Genomic DNA, 16,868 nt, shown 5'->3' with positions numbered 1-16,868 from the left:
CGCCTCCAATGCATGACTTCGTTGTCGCTCCCCAAATGGCGGAGCTGTCTGATGAAAAAGTAAACTGGATCACCTATCTTGTCGTCAAGACTTGAACACAAGAACCAGCTAACGATTTCGTTACCTACCCGTAATTCCAGCTTGTTGGAACACCAAGGCAGCCGCGCCAAGCGCTTCGGCACGTGCTCCCAAGGACGACATTGCGAGGTGCGTTGTTTCGCCCACCACAGGTACGGCGTGACGAACAAGGCCCCTGCGGATGGGGTTGAGAAGGAGGTCGCCAAGGCCCGCCAGGGGCCCGCCGACGACGATCACTTCAGGGTTTATCAGGTTGGCCACGTTGCCCAAGGCGCGCCCCACGGCAAGGCCGGCATCATCCACTACGCGTTGGGTTGCGGAGTCACCTGCGAGGCAATTCCGGACAATGTCCTGGGGCGTCAGCGATGTCTCTTTGCCCCTGCCCAGCAGCTCGATCATGGTGGTGGTGGAGGCGATGGTTTCGAGGCAGCCGCGGTTGCCGCACCGGCACATCAGCCCGTGCTCGTGGATGGTCGCATGGCCGATTTCTCCCGTGATGCCCACGTTCCCGTAGTAGGGCACGCCGTTCAGAATCAGGCCCGAACCAATACCGGATCCGATCTTGAGGAACATCAGGTTGGAGACGCCGCTATGAGGTCCCCACGTCACCTCCGAGAGGGCGCCAAGATTGGCGTCATTATCAACAAATACGGGACAATTCAGGGCTTCCTCAAGCCTATGCAGGATATCGATCCCCACCCATTCGGGCAGGATGGCACCTTGCGCCACCGTGCCCGATCTACGGTCGATCGGACCAGGGATACCCGCGCCGGCTCCCACCACAGCGCTTGGATCGATGCCGTTTTCGGCGAGCAATCTCCCCAGTAACCGGACTGCGGCGGCGATACCTTCCTCCGCATGGTGGCCCAGTGGAAGTTCGATGAAATCCTCTGCGATGACGTGATATCCGAGGGAGGCCAGAACCACCCGCAGGTGGCGTCGGCCGAAGTCGATTCCGACGGCGACCGCACCGTTGCTGTTCAACCTCACGTTGGTTGCCCGGCGTCCGGAGCTGGTGGTTGGCTCGGTGGAAACGAGGCCTGCGTCCTGCATGATTTTCACAATGTTGGACACCGTGGCAGTGGAGAGTCCGGTCTGCCTTGAAAGCTCGGCCTGCGTAGACGGCCCGCTCAACAAGCACTCGATAATCCGTTGCTGGTTCAAGTGCCGGAGCGCGGACTGCGAGCCGGGTTTTCGTGGTTGGCTCTTCGTTGAGCGCTGCGTAGCGGGCATGACAAGAAGATTGCCCCAAAAGCCACCTTGTAGTCAAGAAGTGAACACAAGCAGTCAAGCTTCCCCGACATACTCCAACGCAAGAAGTCCCACATCCCTCTGGTTGTGTGGCCTGATCTGCGTGCAATGCGTCCCGCTTCGCCCGCCTCCGGGTCTAAATGCCCCGCTCCACGTGTAAGACCACAGGCCTACTCTGGAAACAAAGAAGACTTCCGGCCCTCACCGGTCCGGTACCCGGTGCAACCAAGGTGGTAATGATGCTGCTATCCGTCCTGCAGGCCAACGCTTCAGTCCTGGACGTCGAGGCGAACCTGCGCACGATCGACGACGCCGCCCGGCGCGCAGCACAGGCAGGGGCCGGGTTGCTCCTGACGCCGGAGCTCTTCCCCGTGGGCTACGCACCGCTGCGGCTTCACGCCGAGTTGGACCCGGCAACACTTCCCGGCATCCGCGAACGCCTCGCTGGCATCGCCCGCCGGCACAATATCGGACTTGTGTACAGCCTTCCGGCGCCATCTCCCGAGGACAACGCCTGGCACATCACCGCCACCCTCGTGGACGGCAGTGGCGAGGAACTCCTCCATTACGCCAAGGTCCACCTCTTTGGCGCGGAGGAGCGCAAGGCGTTCGTCGGCGCCCAAGCACCTCCCGCCGTCGTGGATTTCAACGGGATCCGCACGTCGATCCTGATTTGCTACGACGTCGAATTCCCGGAGGCAGTCCGGGCAGCGGCAACCCGCGGGGCTGAACTCCTGCTGGTCCCCACGGCGTTGTCAATGGGGTTCGACAACGTGCCGCAGGTGCTCATCCGTGCCCGCGCGGTGGAGAGCCAGCTCAACGTTGCGTACGCCAACCACAGCGGGCACGAGGACATCTACAACTTCCTCGGCGGCAGCGTCGTTGCCGGCCCCGATGGCTCGTTACTCGCGGCTGCGGGGGAGTCGGCAGCGCTCCTGTTCGCGGAAGTGGGCACGGAGACGGTGAAAGCCGCACGCGACGAAGTCCCGTATCTGCGCGAACGACGCCCTGAGCTCTACCGGAAATGGGAGGCGGGCGCCTAAACCGCGCCTCCCTCGGACCCCGTCAACCCGGCAACAAGCTCGTCCGCGTACTGCAGCGCGATCCATAGTTCTGCCCGGACCTGTGCCTGGTTGAGGTCCTTGTCCAGCAGCTCACCGAGGACGCCTATTTGCCGGCGGACGCTGTTGCGGTGCAGGCCCAGCAGTTTGGCCGAACCGTCCCAGCTTCCGTTTTCGCTGAGCCAGCCGCGCAGCACTGACAGGAGGGAATCACGGCGGTCAGGTTCCAGGGACAACACGGGGGCAAGGAGGCGCTCGGCCAGCATGGTCCCTGCCTCGCGTCCCAGAAGACCGGTAACAGACCACTGCACTTCGTCCACGCGGACACTCTTTCCGCTGGACAACACCCGCCCGCGCAGCGAACTTACCCGCTGATACGCCGTCGCAAGCCCGGTGAGTTCGGTGGGCTCGCCGATCGCCAGCCTCCAGCCAAGCTTTTCGACGTCGGCAAGCAGCGTGTCATCCACCTTCAAACGGGTAATGGCCGCGAAGCCGTAGTCGGTTATTTCCACGAGCTTGGTATCGAACAGCCTGCGCCACTGCAGCAGCTCACGGACCGGGCCGTCGCCGGCGGGCCAGTCGGGGGATTCGGCCTTGATGCCCTGCACTACCCGCATCTGGCCCGAACGCGTCGAGGAAAGGCTCTGCGCCAGCAGGTCTTTGAGTCCGTTGACGTGCTTGGTAGCGCCGGTGGACAAGGTGTCCGGATGGAGGAGCAATGCCGTGGCAAGCTGGCTCGGAGCAAGTGACCCGCTGGTTCGTTGACGGACCAGCAACTCCAGCAAACCCACCGCGGACTGCACCACATTGTTCTGTGCAGGTGTCAGGGGAGCGTCCGAGCCAAGAATCAGCGCCCCAAGGTTCGCGTCCTTGGTACTGCGCAGAGGATGACCGAACACCAGGGCAGACCCAGGCTGCTCGAAACCATCCATTTCCACGCGCGGTCCGCTGCCGGTCAGCAACCGTTCCAGCAGCGGCGCCAACAAGGAGTGCTCGACGCCGGTGCTGCCGCCGGCATTGTGCCCGCGCGCCCGCACGCGTCCGTCCGCCCCGACCAGCACGGCCCACACGGGCACGCGCTGGACGAGGGCTGCCAATAATTCATGCTCCGGTCTGGGGGAGAGGACTGCCCGCATGAGTTGGCGGTTGGTTTCGGCCAATTGCCGGAATACGCGGGCGTTGTCCGATTCCAGGAGCTGGGAGAACTCCAGGCCGATCGCGGCGAAGGGCACGGACTCAGGGACCTCAAACAGGGTGAGGTTATGCCTGCGGCAGGCGTCGAGGAGGACGTCCGGGACGGCGTCGAAATAGGGCCTGATGCCGAATCCGAGGGCGGCCACCTTCGCCCCCACCAGTCGCCGAACATACGCGTCCACGTTGGCCGCTGAGCCGCCATCCCCAAGGAAAGGCAGGCCGGCGGTCAGCAGGAACTCGCCCTCTGGAAGGTACGGGGTGGGATCTTCGAGCTCGCTCGGTTCCACCCACCGCAGCAGCGAGGCGCCGCTGCCGCCGTCGTGAAGCATTTTCAACTCGGGCGGCAGCTGCTCCAGGAACTGTTCCAGCGTGACGAAACTCAGGCGGGCGGTGGCGGGCTCAGGCAACATGGTCCTGCCCGGCGGCTGCCGGCTCCTGGTAGTCGGGGCACTCGTAGGCTGCGTCTTCTTGGGTAAAGGAGGCATATACGCGCGGCAGTCGCGGCGCAATCCTGTTGATGATTTCATCCCCGTGGCTGCCGATCGCGGCGCCCCAATCGTCGGCGCTCGCCGCACCGGTGGCCGGGTCGCCGAACAACACCGCAGTATCGCCTACGTCGATCCCGGTCGCGTCGGGTCCGAGGTCCACCATGAATTGATCCATGCAGACCTTGCCGATGACCGGGACGCTGCGTCCCCCGATGTTCACCACCGAGCGGCCACTGATGCCTTTCGGGATGCCGTCCGCATAGCCGAGCGGAATGAGCCCCAGGTAGCGGGGTTCATAGGTGATGGCCTGGTGCTCGTAGCTGACGCCAGTGCCTGCGGGGACCTTCTTGACCATCACCAGCGGGGCCGTGACGCTGAGGGCCGGCCGTAATCCGAAGTCGGTCGGATTGAGGTGATCTGCGGGGGCGAGGCCGTAAATTGCCAGTCCCGCACGGACCATGTCGAAGTGGAATTCCGGCCGGTCCAGGATGTTGGCTGAGCTGGAAACGTGCCTCAGTTCAGGTTTCAGTCCGGCAGCGCGTGCCTCACGGACGGCGTCTTCGAACTCAGCAACAGCGCTGGCATTCCCAGGATGGGCGGGCACATCGGCCCACGCCAAGTGGGTCCAAATGCCGCGGACAAGAACGGTGCCGTCCACTTCCGCTTGCCGGGCATGGGCTACAAGTTCGGCCCAATCCTCCTTTCGCGCCCCGCCGCGGCTCAGCCCGCTGTCCAGTTCAAGATGTACGACGGCGGGACGGCCAAGGCGTTCGGCGATGCCTGCCAGCACCTGGAGTTGGTGGACGCTTCCGAGGGAGACGTCGATGTTGTTTTCGAGTGCTTCCAGGATGGTGTCGCTCGTCTGCGATGCCAGATACAACCACGAAAGGATCGGTGCTGTGATGCCGGCTTTGCGCAGTGCGATGGCTTCGGTGAGCTGCGCGGTTCCCAGCCAGTCGGCGCCGGAATCAACGGCCGTACGGGCTACTTCCACGAGCCCATGCCCGTAGGCGTTGCCCTTCACTACGGCCATGAAGAAGGGTGCCTTGGTGCGGTCCTTAAGGGCCTTGATGTTGTCTGAAATGGCGGACAGGTCCACTCTGACCTGCCCGGAGAGGGCCAGCGGACCGCCCTCTTGGTACTGTGCAATACGTCTCATGGTTGAACACTATAGGTCATTTTGCACCATTGTGTGAGGTGGCTTACATGCCAGTCTTGTGGAGGGGAAATCGAAACTACTTTGAAGGGACGTCAAGGGTGACTGTGCCTGTGAACACTCAGAACTCAACGGCGGCGAGCATGGCCAGGCCAAGCCTCGGTGCCCAACTCCTGCGCCGCAAGCCGATCGGGCAGATGGTCAACGAGGCCGGAACCGGCGAAAGCGGCACGCCGCTGGTGCGCAGCTTCGGAGTCCTGCAGCTGACCATGATCAGCGTCGGTGCAACGCTGGGCACCGGCATCCTGGTGATCCTTGGCGAGTCCGTGCCGCTGGCCGGCCCGGCCATCTGGATCTCCTTCGTGATCGCTGGTTTGGCTGCGCTCTTCTCCGCCGTGTCCTACGCCGAAATGGCAGGGCTCGTCCCGGTGGCAGGCTCCAGCTACTCCTACTCCTACGCCACGATGGGTGAGGGCATGGCGTGGATCTGCGGTTGGTGCCTGGTACTGGAATACGCGGTGTCCGTGGCCGCTGTTGCGGTAGGTGCGGGACAGTACGTCAATGAGACACTGGCGGCGTTTGGGCAGGTCCTGCCTGATGCCATGAGCCAGCCGCCGGGCGATGGCGGGGTGGTGAATGTTCCCGCCATGGTGATCGTGGTTCTTGCCATGATCCTGCTGGTCCGGGGCGCCCGTGAAAGTGCCTGGATCAACACGGCGATCGTCATCATCAAAGTAGGCATCCTGATCTTCTTCTGCGCCGTCGCTTTCACCGCTTTCAATGCCGGAAACTTCGAGCCCCTCATGCCGATGGGTGCAGCCGGTGTCTCTGCCGCAGCATCAAGCGTCTTCTTCTCCTACATCGGATTCGACGCCGCCTCCACCGCCGGCGAGGAAGCCAGGAACCCCAAGCGGGACCTGCCACGTGCCATCATGCTCTCCATGGTGATTGTCACCAGCATCTACGTCCTGGTGTCCGTAGCCGCGATCGGTGCCCGTCCGTGGGGCTGGTTCGATGGCACGGAAGCTGCCCTGGTCCAGATCCTGCACGAGATCACCGGCCAGCCGTGGATCGCTTTGGTCTTCTCTGCCGGTGCAGTGCTTGCCATCGCCAGCATCGTGCTGACAGTCCTCTACGGCCAGACCCGCATCCTGCTCTCAATGTCCCGCGATGGCATGGTGCCCAAAGTCTTCGGCCGCGTCTCCCGCCGCACCGGAACACCAGTCGCCGGGACCCTTATAGTGGGAACCGCCGTCGCACTCACCGCTGGCTTGGTCCCGCTGGGTGCCCTGGCCGACGCAACCAGCATCGGCACGCTGTTCGCCTTCGCACTGGTCAATGTCGCCGTGATCTATCTCCGGCGCAACCGTCCGGACCTTGACCGGAGCTTCCGGGTCCCGCTGTACCCGATCACCCCAATCCTGGGCACGCTGATGTGTGCCTTCCTGATGCTCAACCTGGGCGAAGACACCTGGATCACGTTCGGTGTTTGGATGCTGGTGGGCATCGCCATCTACTTCGGCTATGGACGCCGGAATTCCAAGGTAGCCGCGCTCAGCGAACAGGACTACCGTGAACTGACCACCAGGGCCGTGAGCCCGGAACCCGTGAAAGCCGCAAACTGATGACCATCGCTACCGAACTTCCCACAGCCGACGTTGCCGCTTCCGCGGCGGAGGCAGGCGAAGCCCCCATCACCATGCTGAACCCGGACTTCCCGTTCAGCTATGACCAGTACCTGGCACACCCGGACGGACTCGGAAGCATTCCGGAGGAGCGCTACGGCACGGAAGTAGCCGTCATCGGCGCCGGCCTGTCAGGGCTGGTCACCGCCTATGAGCTCATGAAACTTGGCCTCAAGCCCGTGATCTACGAGGCAGACCAGATCGGAGGCCGTCTTCGCACCGCAAGCTTCCCCTCTGCGCCCGGCGTCGTAGCCGATCTTGGTGGCATGCGTTTCCCGGTCTCCGGCAAAGCCTTCTACCACTACGTGGACCTTCTTGGCCTGGAAACACAGGACTTCCCCAACCCGATGGCCCCGGCGACGTCCAGCACCGTGATCGAACTTGCGGGCAAAAAGCACTACGCCACCACAGCAGATGAGCTGCCGGAATTTTTCCAGGAAGTGGCCGATGCCTGGAAGGCCGCAGTCAACGATGGCGCTGTATTCGCTGAAATGCAGGAAGCCATCAAGGCCCGCGATACCAAGCGGATCAAGGAACTCTGGAACGCACTCCTGCCCGAACTGGACGAGCAGACGTTCTACGGATTCATCGCAGCCAGCAAGTCCTTCAAGGAAGCCGGCTTCGCCCACCGCGAAGCTTTCGGCCAGGTGGGATTCGGAACCGGCGGTTGGGACACCGATTTCCCCAACTCCATCCTGGAGATCCTCCGGGTTGTCTACACCGACGCAGACGACCAGCACCGGCTCATCTCGGGAGGAGCGCAAAGGCTCCCCGAGGCACTGTGGAACCACGCGCCGTCGGACCTTAAATACTGGCCGGCCGGCACGTCACTGTCGTCGCTGCACTCCGGCTCCCCGCGTGGAGCGGTGGACAACATCCGCCGGGCAGACAACGGTGACCTGGTGGTCCGCGAAAACTGGGGACGCGAAGCCACCTACCGGGCGGTGGTAACCACTTGCCAGTCGTGGTTGCTGTCCACTCGCATCCACACCGAGGAGGCTTTGTTCCCGGCCGAGCTGTGGACGGCGATCGAGCGCTCGCACTACATGCAGTCGTCCAAGACATTCGTGATGGTGGACCGGCCCTTCTGGAAGGACATCGATCCCGAAACCGGACGCGAAGTCCTGTCCATGACGCTCACCGACCGCCTGAACCGGGCCACATACTTGCTCGACGACGGCCCTGACAAGCCCGCTGTCATCCTCCTGTCCTACACATGGAACGATGACGCGCTGAAATGGCTTGCGCTCACTGCCGAAGAGCGCGTCAAGCTCATGCTGCATTCGTTGGAGCAGATCTACCCCGGTGTGGACATCGCCAGCCACATCGTGGGGCAGCCGATCACCGTGTCCTGGGAAGCGGACCCCAACTTCATGGGGGCCTTCAAAGCCAACCTGCCGGGGCATTACCGGTACCAGCAGCGGCTCTTCACCCACTTCAAGCAGGATCAGCTGCCGGAGAGCCAGCGGGGCATCTTCCTGGCCGGTGACGACGTCTCGTTCACCGCAGGCTGGGCCGAAGGCGCCGTGACCACCGGCCTCAACGCCGTGTGGGGTGTGGTGAACCACCTGGGCGGATCGTCCGTTGCCGGCAACCCGGGCCCGGGCGACCTGCTGGACGAGTTCGGTCCGATCAGCCTGGACTGAATTTCCCTCGACCAGATGCGTTGCGGGGCCCGCCCTGCGTCCCAAACCCCGGGTTAGGGCACAGGGCAGGCCCCCGCATTCGCGCCTAAGCGTGCATGTCCCGGTGCGCCGCAGCGAGATCCTTGTAATGGGCGGCGTTGTGTTTGACACCCTCAAACTCTTCGTCGGTCAATTCGCGGCGCACCTTGGCGGGAACCCCGGCCACGAGTGATCGCGGCGGGATGACTGTGCCTTCCAGGACCACGGCGCCGGCTGCAATGAGCGAGCCCGTGCCGATCACTGCGCCGTTCAGGATGGTGGCACTCATGCCGATGAGGCAGTCGTCCTCCACAGTGCAGCCGTGGACCACTGCGCTATGCCCGATGGAGACGCGCTCGCCCACCGTGCAGGGGAAACCGGGATCGGCGTGCAGGACCACGTTGTCCTGCAGGTTCGATCCGGCACCGACGCTGATCGCGGCCGTATCTGCGCGCACGGACACACCATAAAAGGCGCTGGAGTCCTCGGCCAGCGTGGCCCTGCCGATGATCGATGCGGTAGGTGCCACGAAGGCGGATTCATGAATGGCCGGGGTGTCCCCGGCGAAAGTGTAAGAGGGAGCCATGGAGCCAGCTTAGTTCCCAACTGGGTAGCAGCAGAGCGCGTTATGAGCGCTCAAAACGCGCACAAATGCGACCTAGTTGGGTGAGGGGGTGCGCAGGACCAGGAATTGGTAGTGCTGCGTCCAGTTGCCCGCTCCCGGCCCGGACTCGACCCCGATGCCCTCCGGCCAAGTCCTGAAATGCTCAATCGAGCCGTGCTCTCCGAAGATCCGGCGCACGGTGTCGTCGCTGCGGCGGCTGAAGAAACGGCGGGGTTCTTCGAGGTCCTCCGGGTTGAGGACCTCCACATCCTCACCCGACCAAAGCCCGACGGCGATCGGCGCGCCAGCCGCGCTGACCCGCACAAGTTCGCTGACGACGTCGTGAATTCTGCTGTTGGGGACGTGCAGGAGGGTGCTCATGGTCCAAACGGCGGAGAACGTGCCATCAACAAAAGGCAGGCTGCGTCCGCTGGCCACTGAACAATCCAGCCCATGCGCCCGGGCCATATGAACGCTCTCCGGTGAGAGGTCCACGCCCGTGTAGTGCAGGCCTGCACGGACGAACTCCAACCCTTCCACACCCGTGCCGCAGCCCAGCTCGAACACGGAGTGCCGGTGTTCCTCCTTCAGGAGGCGGGTGAACCATTCCCGGCACTCGACCCGATGCGGTGTCAACGCGCGCGTGTTCCGGACAGGCGCCTGGCGGTCGTAGAAAACTGCGAGGTCAGCTTCGTGGTCAGCTTCGGGGACGCCATGCATACCCCCAGCTTAGGAGTGGCGCTAGTTGAACACCACGGTCCGGGTGCCATCCAAAAGCACGCGGTGTTCAGCGTGCCACTGGACTGCCTGGGCCAGGGTGCGCCCCTCCACGTCGCGGCCCATCTGGACGAACTGGGCGGCAGTGCGGGCGTGGTCCACACGGATGACTTCCTGCTCGATGATTGGCCCCTCATCGAGGTCCGCCGTCACGTAGTGGGCCGTTGCGCCGATGATCTTCACACCGCGGGCGTGGGCCTGGTGGTAGGGCTTGGCCCCCTTGAATGAAGGCAGGAACGAGTGGTGGATGTTGATTGCCTTGCCGTTCAATTCCGTGCAGAGCTCGTTGGAAAGGACCTGCATGTAACGCGCCAGGACCGTGAGTTCGACGTCGTGCTCCGCAATCAGTTTCAGGAGTTCGGCCTCGGCCTGCGGCTTGGTCTCCGGCGTCACCGGAATGTGGTGGAAGGGGATCCCGTAGAACTGGGCCAGCTCTTCAAGGTCGCGGTGGTTTGAAACAATCGCCGGAACCTCGATAGGCAGCGTTCCCGTGCGCTGCTGGAACAGGAGATCGTTCAGGCAGTGCGCATCCTTGGAACACAGGATGATCGTGCGGACCTTACGGCCTACAGGATTGATCTGCCAGGTCATGCCAAAGGACTCAGCGACCGGCCGCAGTGCGGCGGCCAGCTCGTCCTGGGAGGACGACGTCGTAGCCTCCACGCGCATGAAGAAGTTGCCGGTGGTGGGGCTTCCGTACTGCTGGGAATCGGCGATGTTGCAACCCGCCTCAAGTAAGGCTCCAGCTACCGCGTGGACGATACCGGGGCGGTCGGGGCAGGAGAGTGTTACAACAAAAGCGGCAGGCAAGGCGGATTCAGTCACGCGGATAAGCCTACCTGTGCTGCCTTGTTGTACTGTTAACGGGTCGCAACTGGCGTTGGGTGGACTACCACCAGGGAGCGGCAATCACGAAGACCACGGATCGTACGCCTGGGCCGAGGGTCATGTCTTACCGCTGCATGCACGTGACCGACGCCTCCGTAATCAAGGGGACGCGGGAATGCTGCTGCCGGTAGCCTGACCTGTAGCACCACCGTTGCCTAGCCAGGAGATCTCCGTGCCTACCACCACTTCCGCGTCTGTCAGCAACCAGTCGCTCGCTGAGCTCGATCCCGAGATCGCAGCAGTCCTCGACCAGGAACTCGGCCGCCAGCGCGGCACCCTGGAAATGATCGCCTCCGAAAACTTCGCCCCGCGCGCCGTCATGGAAGCGCAGGGCTCCGTCCTGACCAACAAGTACGCCGAGGGTTACCCGGGCCGCCGCTACTACGGCGGCTGTGAATACGTCGACGTCGCGGAGCAGCTGGCGATCGACCGCGTCAAGGAACTGTTCGGTGCCGAGTACGCCAACGTCCAGCCGCACTCCGGTGCACAGGCAAACGCTGCGGCGCTGTCCGCCATGATTACCCCGGGCGACAAGATCCTGGGCCTGTCCCTGGCACACGGTGGCCACCTGACCCACGGCATGAAGCTGAACTTCTCCGGCAAGCTCTACAACGTAGCTGCTTACCAGGTTGAAGAAGACAGCTTCCGCATCGACATGGACAAGCTGCGCGAGCAGGCCATCGCCGAGAAGCCGCAGGTCATCATCGCCGGCTGGTCCGCTTACCCGCGCCACCTCGACTTCCCCGCCTTCCGCTCCATTGCCGACGAAGTTGGCGCACTCCTGTGGACGGACATGGCACACTTCGCCGGACTGGTTGCAGCAGGCCTGCACCCGAGCCCGGTCCCGCACTCCGACGTCGTCACCTCCACCGTGCACAAGACCCTCGCAGGTCCGCGTTCCGGTGTGATCCTGGCCAAGCAGGAGTGGGCCAAGAAGCTGAACTCCAACGTCTTCCCGGGCCAGCAGGGTGGCCCGCTCATGCACGTCATCGCCGCCAAGGCTGTTGCCTTCAAGATCGCCGGCAGCGAAGAATTCAAGGAGCGCCAGGAGCGTGTCCTCGAGGGTGCCAGGATCATCGCTGACCGCCTGAACCAGTCCGACGTCGCCGAAGCCGGCGTCTCGGTCCTCACCGGCGGTACCGACGTCCACCTGGTCCTGGTTGACCTGCGTAACTCGCAGCTGGACGGCCAGCAGGCCGAAGACCTCCTGCACTCCGTGGGCATCACTGTGAACCGCAACGCTGTTCCGTTCGACCCCCGCCCGCCGATGGTCACCTCCGGCCTCCGCATCGGTACGCCTGCACTGGCTACCCGCGGATTCGGTGCCACCGAGTTCACCGAGGTTGCCGAGATCATCGCTACGGCGCTGAAGGCCGGCTCCGCAGCGGACGTCGAAGCCCTCCAGGCACGCGTCGACAAGCTGGCTGCCGACTTCCCGCTGTACCCGCAGCACGAGCAGTGGTAAACAGCGGTTCCCGCGACAACAGGCGCTGAAAAACGCATTACCCGGGCACTGAACCGGAGCCAACGGGATCCGCGGCCACACCCTCGGCGGCGGGTCCCGTTGGCATGAGCCTGCTCGAAGGCTTTCGAAAATAGGTCACCCACCAGAAAGAGCAGATGGAATGACACAGTCCACAGCACAGATCCTTGACGGCAAGGCCACCGCCGCAGCCATCAAGGCCGAACTGACCGAACGCGTTTCCGTCCTCGCAGCAAAAGGCATCGTCCCGGGCCTGGGCACCATCCTGGTGGGTTCGGATCCGGGCAGCACCTGGTACGTCGGCGGCAAGCACAAGGACTGCGCCGAGGTGGGCATCCAGTCCATCCGCCGTGACCTGCCCGAGGACATCACCCAGGAAGACCTCCTGAAGGTTGTCCGCGAACTCAACGAAAACCCGGAATGCACGGGCTACATCGTTCAGTTGCCGCTGCCCAAGCACATTGACCAGGACGTCATCCTGGAGGCCATGGATCCGAACAAGGACGCCGATGGCCTGCACCCCATGAACCTTGGCCGCCTGGTGGCCAACGTCAGTGGCGAAATGAAGTCCCCGCTTCCTTGCACACCCAAGGGCTGCGTGGAACTGATGCGCCGGCACGGAATTGATCTCAACGGCAAGCGCGTCCTGGTAGTGGGCCGCGGTGTCACTATCGGCCGCCCCATTGGCCTCCTGCTCACCCGCAGGGAAGTCAACGCCACGGTCATCCTGGCGCACACGGGAACCGTTGACCTGCCTGCGGAACTCAAGCAGGCCGACGTCGTGATTGCCGCTGCAGGCGTGCCGCACATGATCAAGGCTGCAGACCTCAAGCCGGGCGCAATAGTGCTCGACGTCGGCGTCAGCCGCGTGGAGGACGCCAACGGCAAGGCTGTGGTCACCGGAGACGTGGACCCCGCAGCTGCCGACGTCGCCGCCTGGTTGTCCCCGAACCCGGGCGGCGTGGGTCCGATGACCCGCGCCATGCTGCTCGCCAACGTCGTGGAGAGCGCCGAGCGCGCAGCTGGCATCGCCTGAGGCGTACCAGCAGTCGAAAACGCAGGGCGCTTACTCCTCCGGGAGTAGGCGCCCTGCTCCGTTAATCCGACGACGAACACCCGGAGCAAAGCTAGGCTCGGTGTATGCAACCCCGTTTCCCTGGTGGCCGCCGTTTTGCAGGCCCACCCACGAGCTTCATCGTCATCACGGTGGCGCTCATCCAGGTGGCGGGGACGCTTTTTTCCGCGAGCCATCAGGACGCCCCACGGCCGTTGGACGCGCTAGCGATCCTGTTGCTGCTGGCCGGGCCCGCTGGACTGGCGTTCCGGAGGCGGGCGCCTGTGGTTATGCTTCCCGTCGCCTTGGTGGCCACGGGTGCCTATGTTGGCCTTGGCTATGCCTGGGGTCCGATTCCGCTCTCGCTGGCGTTGGCCATAGTTCTGACGTCGTCGGCGGGTTTGCGGTGGCAGGCGTGGGTGGGGGCCGGAATCGCCGCTGCCGCGGTCGTGTTCGCGACCGCACTCGGCGGCGATCCCAACTGGCCCCTCCGTGCTTCAGCAGGGGTGGCATGGGCCGCCATTCTGGTGCTGATAGGACAGGGATTCCGACGCCGGCGCGAGCGGTTCGCGGAATACCGACGTCGCCGGGAGGCCGCCCGGAAGGCCGAACGCGATGAGTACCGGCTCACCCTCGCCCGCGATATCCATGATGTCGTGGCTCATTCGTTGTCCATGATCAACGTGCAGGCATCCGTGGCGTTGCACGTGGGCTCGGATGATCCCCAGAAGCTTCGGCCTGCACTGGAAGCCATCAAAGCAGCCAGCAAGGAATCCCTCACCGAAGTCCGGCAACTCCTGGGCGTGTTGCGGGAGGACGTGCCGCTTGCCCCTGCGGCCCGCCCTACGCTTGCCAGGATCCCCGAACTTGTGAAGAACGCGGAGCTGGGTGGCTTGCAGATGCACTTTGAGGACCACTCGAACCATGAGCTCGTCGGCCCGGCGCAGCAGGAAGCGGCGTACCGGATCATCCAGGAAGCCCTGACCAACGTCGGCAGGCACTCAGGTGCCCAATCCGCCGTCGTGAGCGTCTCCAGCGGTGAGGGGCTGCTGACTGTCCGGATAGACGACGACGGCGCGGGCATGGGCGGGGCGCTCCCCGGCAACGGCCTCACGGGGATGCGCGAGAGGGCGGTCGGCTTGGGCGGGACGGTTACGCTACACGAACTCCGGCCCGGGCTCCGCGTAGAGGCGCTGTTGCCCATAACAGAGCAGGCAGAAGGAAACCGCCCATGATCCGCATCCTCCTCGCCGACGACCAAACCCTTATCCGGGCAGGCTTCCGTGCCCTCCTGGACGCTGAACCGGACATGGAAGTGGTGGCCGAGGCCGGCACCGGAAGGGAGGCAGTGAGGCTGGCGGCGCGCGACAAACCGGACGTCATCCTCATGGACATCCGGATGCCGGACGACGACGGCCTCACCGCCACCCGCAGGATTCTCTCGGACCCAACCCTGTCCGGCACACGCATCATCATCCTGACAACCTTCGAGCTCGACGAGTACATCGCCGAAGCCGTCCGCGCAGGCGCAGCCGGCTTCCTGGTGAAGGACACCGAACCCGCAGAGCTCATCCGCGCCGTCCGGGTCGTCCACGACGGCGATGCGCTCCTCTCGCCCTCGGTCACCCGGCGGATCATGGCACAGATGGCATCGCAGAGCCGGGCGGCAGGAAAAGTGGTTCCCCTCGAGCAGGTGACGGAACGCGAACGCGAAGTCCTGGCCTTGGTGGGGGAGGGCCTGAACAATGCAGAGATCGCCGAACGCCTGTTCATCACCCCGCTGACCGCGAAGACCCACGTTTCGCGCATCATGACCAAGCTGATGGTGAGGGACCGCTCGCAACTGGTGGTGCTCGCTTACGAATCGGGCCTGGTCCGGCCAGGATGGAGCAGCTGACCGCCGCCCGGCCACTCCACACGGAGTAGCGGGCCGCTTCCAAGTGACTCCCGACGGCGGACGTCCCGCCGGCCGTCCGCGGGCAGACTCGAATCAGGGCCGAAAGACGGTTCGCGCCGGGAAACGGCGGAGAGAGTTTGGATCACTGACATGTTCACCGCATTGGCTTCAATCGTCGGGGAGACCACCGCGCCCGGGGGAGCGCTGGCACAGTTGCCGGCCACCGTCGTCGCGCATGGTCCCTGGGGAGACGGTCCGTACTGGCCGTTCTTCCTGCTGTTCCCGCTGTTCTGGATCCTCGTGATCTTCCTGTTCATTTTCGTCGGCAGGCGGGCTTGGCGCCGCAACCATCACTGGGTAGCAACCCAGGGTGCCGAGGGCGTGCTGCGCGAACGCTATGCACGGGGCGAAATTGATGAGACCGAGTTCCGGCAGCGGCTGGAGGTATTGCGCTCGCAGCCACCGTCCTGACCTGGACGAAAGCGAAAATGAGAGGGCTCTTGCAAAAATATCTGCAAGAGCCCTTTCACATATTCGTTGGCGCTACTAGTCTGCTGAGGGTGCACAATGAAGCAACCGGCTCTGCAACACACTCCGAATCGTGGCAAACCAGCTTCGACATGAACCCACCCACCGTCATCAGCGCGCGGAACCTCACCAAAACCTATGGCGAGCTCACAGCCGTGGACAACATCTCCTTCGATGTTCCGGCGGGAGAGTCCTTTGGGCTGCTCGGCCCCAACGGTGCGGGCAAATCCACCACCATGAAAATGATCGGCGGCGTCTCGCAGCGCACTTCGGGAACGCTGAACATCATGGGCCTGGACCCGGAATCCCATGGTCCCGAAGTCAGGGCACACCTGGGCGTCGTTCCGCAGCAGGACAACCTTGACGAAGAGCTGAAGGTTCGCGAGAACCTGATCGTCTACGGCCGCTACTTCGGCCTGCCGCTGAGCTACCTGCGGCCCAAAGCGGACGAGCTCCTGGAATTCGCGCAGCTCACGGACAAGGCCAACTCCAAAGTGGATGCGCTGTCCGGTGGCATGAAACGGCGGCTCACCATCGCGCGGTCGCTCATCAACGAACCCCGCATCCTGCTCCTGGACGAGCCCACCACGGGCCTTGACCCGCAAGCCCGGCACATCCTCTGGGACCGCCTGTTCCGGCTCAAGGAAAACGGCGTCACACTGATCCTGACCACCCACTACATGGACGAGGCAGAGCAACTCTGCGACCGCCTGATCGTGGTGGACAAGGGCAAGATCATGGCCGAGGGATCGCCGGCCAGCTTGATCCGCGAGCACTCCTCCCGCGAAGTACTTGAATTGAGGTTCGGATCCGAGCGGAACTCGCGTATCGGCGTCGAACTTCAGGGCATCGGCGAGCGGCTCGAGACACTTCCTGACCGGGTGCTCATCTACGCGCACGACGGCGAGGCCGCACTGGAGCAGGTTTCGGCGCGGGGGCTGCGCCCGATGACGTCCCTGGTGCGCCGTTCCTCCCTGGAGGACGTGTTCCTCCGGCTCACGGGCAGGAGCCTCGTTGATTAAGGATCCGTTGGGACCTTTCGGTGAAGGTACTGCCAAAC

The 16,868-nt window shown here is 63.9% G+C and carries 15 protein-coding genes and 1 riboswitch; of the genes, 9 read left to right on the top strand and 6 right to left on the bottom strand.

Annotation, left to right across the window (positions count from 1 at the left end; genetic code table 11):
* Positions 1 to 120: 120 nt before the first annotated feature.
* Complete coding sequence (locus AC6I97_RS18260) at positions 121 to 1,311, bottom strand: ROK family transcriptional regulator (protein WP_224166775.1); 1,191 nt, start codon at positions 1,309 to 1,311, stop codon at positions 121 to 123.
* Positions 1,312 to 1,565: 254 nt separating this feature from the next.
* On the opposite strand from AC6I97_RS18260, the gene AC6I97_RS18255 reads away from it, so the two are divergent.
* Entirely contained in the window at positions 1,566 to 2,372 is an 807-nt protein-coding gene (locus AC6I97_RS18255; protein WP_309927426.1) for a carbon-nitrogen hydrolase family protein, read from the top strand.
* Here the strand turns inward: AC6I97_RS18255 and AC6I97_RS18250 are convergent.
* Positions 2,369 to 3,994 carry a PucR family transcriptional regulator gene (locus AC6I97_RS18250; protein ID WP_497945812.1) on the bottom strand — a complete coding sequence of 542 codons (1,626 nt, stop codon included), beginning with the start codon at positions 3,992 to 3,994 and terminating at the stop codon, positions 2,369 to 2,371. The two genes, AC6I97_RS18255 and AC6I97_RS18250, sit on opposite strands and share 4 nt — an antisense overlap.
* Positions 3,984 to 5,231, bottom strand: a complete 1,248-nt coding sequence (alr, locus tag AC6I97_RS18245) for an alanine racemase (RefSeq protein WP_497945809.1) — start codon at positions 5,229 to 5,231, stop codon at positions 3,984 to 3,986. The genes AC6I97_RS18250 and alr overlap by 11 nt, the downstream gene beginning before the upstream one ends.
* Positions 5,232 to 5,371: 140 nt before the next feature.
* Here alr and AC6I97_RS18240 point away from each other — a divergent pair, with 140 nt between their 5' ends.
* Together AC6I97_RS18240 and AC6I97_RS18235 are read left to right on the top strand one after the other, a co-directional pair.
* The gene (locus tag AC6I97_RS18240) at positions 5,372 to 6,853 is read left to right on the top strand and encodes an amino acid permease (RefSeq protein ID WP_497947187.1); all 1,482 of its coding nucleotides are present in this window, start codon (positions 5,372 to 5,374) and stop codon (positions 6,851 to 6,853) included.
* Positions 6,853 to 8,559 carry a flavin monoamine oxidase family protein gene (locus AC6I97_RS18235; protein WP_497945806.1) on the top strand — a complete coding sequence of 569 codons (1,707 nt, stop codon included), beginning with the start codon at positions 6,853 to 6,855 and terminating at the stop codon, positions 8,557 to 8,559. The genes AC6I97_RS18240 and AC6I97_RS18235 overlap by 1 nt, the downstream gene beginning before the upstream one ends.
* A gap of 85 nt (positions 8,560 to 8,644) precedes the next feature.
* On the opposite strand, the gene AC6I97_RS18230 is transcribed toward AC6I97_RS18235, so the two are convergent.
* The 3 genes from AC6I97_RS18230 to purU all read right to left on the bottom strand — a co-directional run bounded on the left by AC6I97_RS18230 (position 8,645) and on the right by purU (position 10,783).
* Positions 8,645 to 9,163: a gamma carbonic anhydrase family protein gene (locus tag AC6I97_RS18230; RefSeq protein WP_497945802.1), complete on the bottom strand. Its 519-nt coding sequence runs from the start codon at positions 9,161 to 9,163 to the stop codon at positions 8,645 to 8,647.
* A 72-nt stretch (positions 9,164 to 9,235) separates the two neighbouring features.
* Entirely contained in the window at positions 9,236 to 9,901 is a 666-nt protein-coding gene (locus AC6I97_RS18225; RefSeq protein ID WP_497945799.1) for a class I SAM-dependent methyltransferase, read from the bottom strand.
* Between the two features lie 21 nt (positions 9,902 to 9,922).
* Positions 9,923 to 10,783, bottom strand: coding sequence for a formyltetrahydrofolate deformylase (purU, locus tag AC6I97_RS18220; protein WP_497945797.1), 861 nt, complete (start codon positions 10,781 to 10,783; stop codon positions 9,923 to 9,925).
* Positions 10,784 to 10,818: 35 nt separating this feature from the next.
* Positions 10,819 to 10,904: riboswitch (ZMP/ZTP riboswitch) on the top strand.
* Between the two features lie 114 nt (positions 10,905 to 11,018).
* Here purU and glyA point away from each other — a divergent pair.
* The 6 genes from glyA (at position 11,019) to AC6I97_RS18190 (ending at position 16,830) form a co-directional block, all read left to right on the top strand.
* On the top strand, positions 11,019 to 12,311 hold the full coding sequence (glyA, locus tag AC6I97_RS18215) for a serine hydroxymethyltransferase (RefSeq protein WP_497945794.1): 1,293 nt from the start codon (positions 11,019 to 11,021) through the stop codon (positions 12,309 to 12,311).
* Positions 12,312 to 12,471: 160 nt separating this feature from the next.
* Positions 12,472 to 13,365 (top strand): bifunctional methylenetetrahydrofolate dehydrogenase/methenyltetrahydrofolate cyclohydrolase, encoded by an 894-nt coding sequence (locus tag AC6I97_RS18210; protein WP_497945792.1) that lies wholly within the window; start codon positions 12,472 to 12,474, stop codon positions 13,363 to 13,365.
* A gap of 104 nt (positions 13,366 to 13,469) precedes the next feature.
* On the top strand, positions 13,470 to 14,618 hold the full coding sequence (locus tag AC6I97_RS18205; protein WP_497945789.1) for a sensor histidine kinase: 1,149 nt from the start codon (positions 13,470 to 13,472) through the stop codon (positions 14,616 to 14,618).
* A complete protein-coding gene (locus AC6I97_RS18200) occupies positions 14,615 to 15,280 on the top strand; it encodes a response regulator transcription factor (protein WP_309931659.1) in 666 nt (221 codons plus the stop codon). Before AC6I97_RS18205 ends, AC6I97_RS18200 begins: the two co-directional genes overlap by 4 nt.
* A gap of 150 nt (positions 15,281 to 15,430) precedes the next feature.
* Complete coding sequence (locus AC6I97_RS18195; protein ID WP_497945786.1) at positions 15,431 to 15,751, top strand: SHOCT domain-containing protein; 321 nt, start codon at positions 15,431 to 15,433, stop codon at positions 15,749 to 15,751.
* A gap of 149 nt (positions 15,752 to 15,900) precedes the next feature.
* Positions 15,901 to 16,830: an ABC transporter ATP-binding protein gene (locus AC6I97_RS18190; protein ID WP_224093888.1), complete on the top strand. Its 930-nt coding sequence runs from the start codon at positions 15,901 to 15,903 to the stop codon at positions 16,828 to 16,830.
* The last annotated feature ends 38 nt before the right edge of the window (positions 16,831 to 16,868 follow it).

Source organism: Arthrobacter sp. TmtSoilC48, assembly GCF_059739425.1.
The sequence above is the reverse complement of the archived record's forward strand: the minus strand, read 5'-3'. Positions and strand labels throughout refer to the sequence as shown.

Coding starts and splice junctions, on each gene's coding strand:
- AC6I97_RS18255 (WP_309927426.1), top strand. CDS start 1,566: ATGATGCTGCTATCCGTCCTGCAGGCCAACGCTTCAGTCCTGGACGTC.
- AC6I97_RS18195 (WP_497945786.1), top strand. CDS start 15,431: ATGTTCACCGCATTGGCTTCAATCGTCGGGGAGACCACCGCGCCCGGG.
- AC6I97_RS18190 (WP_224093888.1), top strand. CDS start 15,901: ATGAACCCACCCACCGTCATCAGCGCGCGGAACCTCACCAAAACCTAT.
- AC6I97_RS18260 (WP_224166775.1), bottom strand. CDS start 1,311: ATGCCCGCTACGCAGCGCTCAACGAAGAGCCAACCACGAAAACCCGGC.
- AC6I97_RS18240 (WP_497947187.1), top strand. CDS start 5,372: ATGGCCAGGCCAAGCCTCGGTGCCCAACTCCTGCGCCGCAAGCCGATC.
- AC6I97_RS18205 (WP_497945789.1), top strand. CDS start 13,470: ATGCAACCCCGTTTCCCTGGTGGCCGCCGTTTTGCAGGCCCACCCACG.
- alr (WP_497945809.1), bottom strand. CDS start 5,231: ATGAGACGTATTGCACAGTACCAAGAGGGCGGTCCGCTGGCCCTCTCC.
- AC6I97_RS18230 (WP_497945802.1), bottom strand. CDS start 9,163: ATGGCTCCCTCTTACACTTTCGCCGGGGACACCCCGGCCATTCATGAA.
- AC6I97_RS18250 (WP_497945812.1), bottom strand. CDS start 3,994: ATGTTGCCTGAGCCCGCCACCGCCCGCCTGAGTTTCGTCACGCTGGAA.
- AC6I97_RS18210 (WP_497945792.1), top strand. CDS start 12,472: ATGACACAGTCCACAGCACAGATCCTTGACGGCAAGGCCACCGCCGCA.
- AC6I97_RS18200 (WP_309931659.1), top strand. CDS start 14,615: ATGATCCGCATCCTCCTCGCCGACGACCAAACCCTTATCCGGGCAGGC.
- AC6I97_RS18225 (WP_497945799.1), bottom strand. CDS start 9,901: ATGCATGGCGTCCCCGAAGCTGACCACGAAGCTGACCTCGCAGTTTTC.
- AC6I97_RS18235 (WP_497945806.1), top strand. CDS start 6,853: ATGACCATCGCTACCGAACTTCCCACAGCCGACGTTGCCGCTTCCGCG.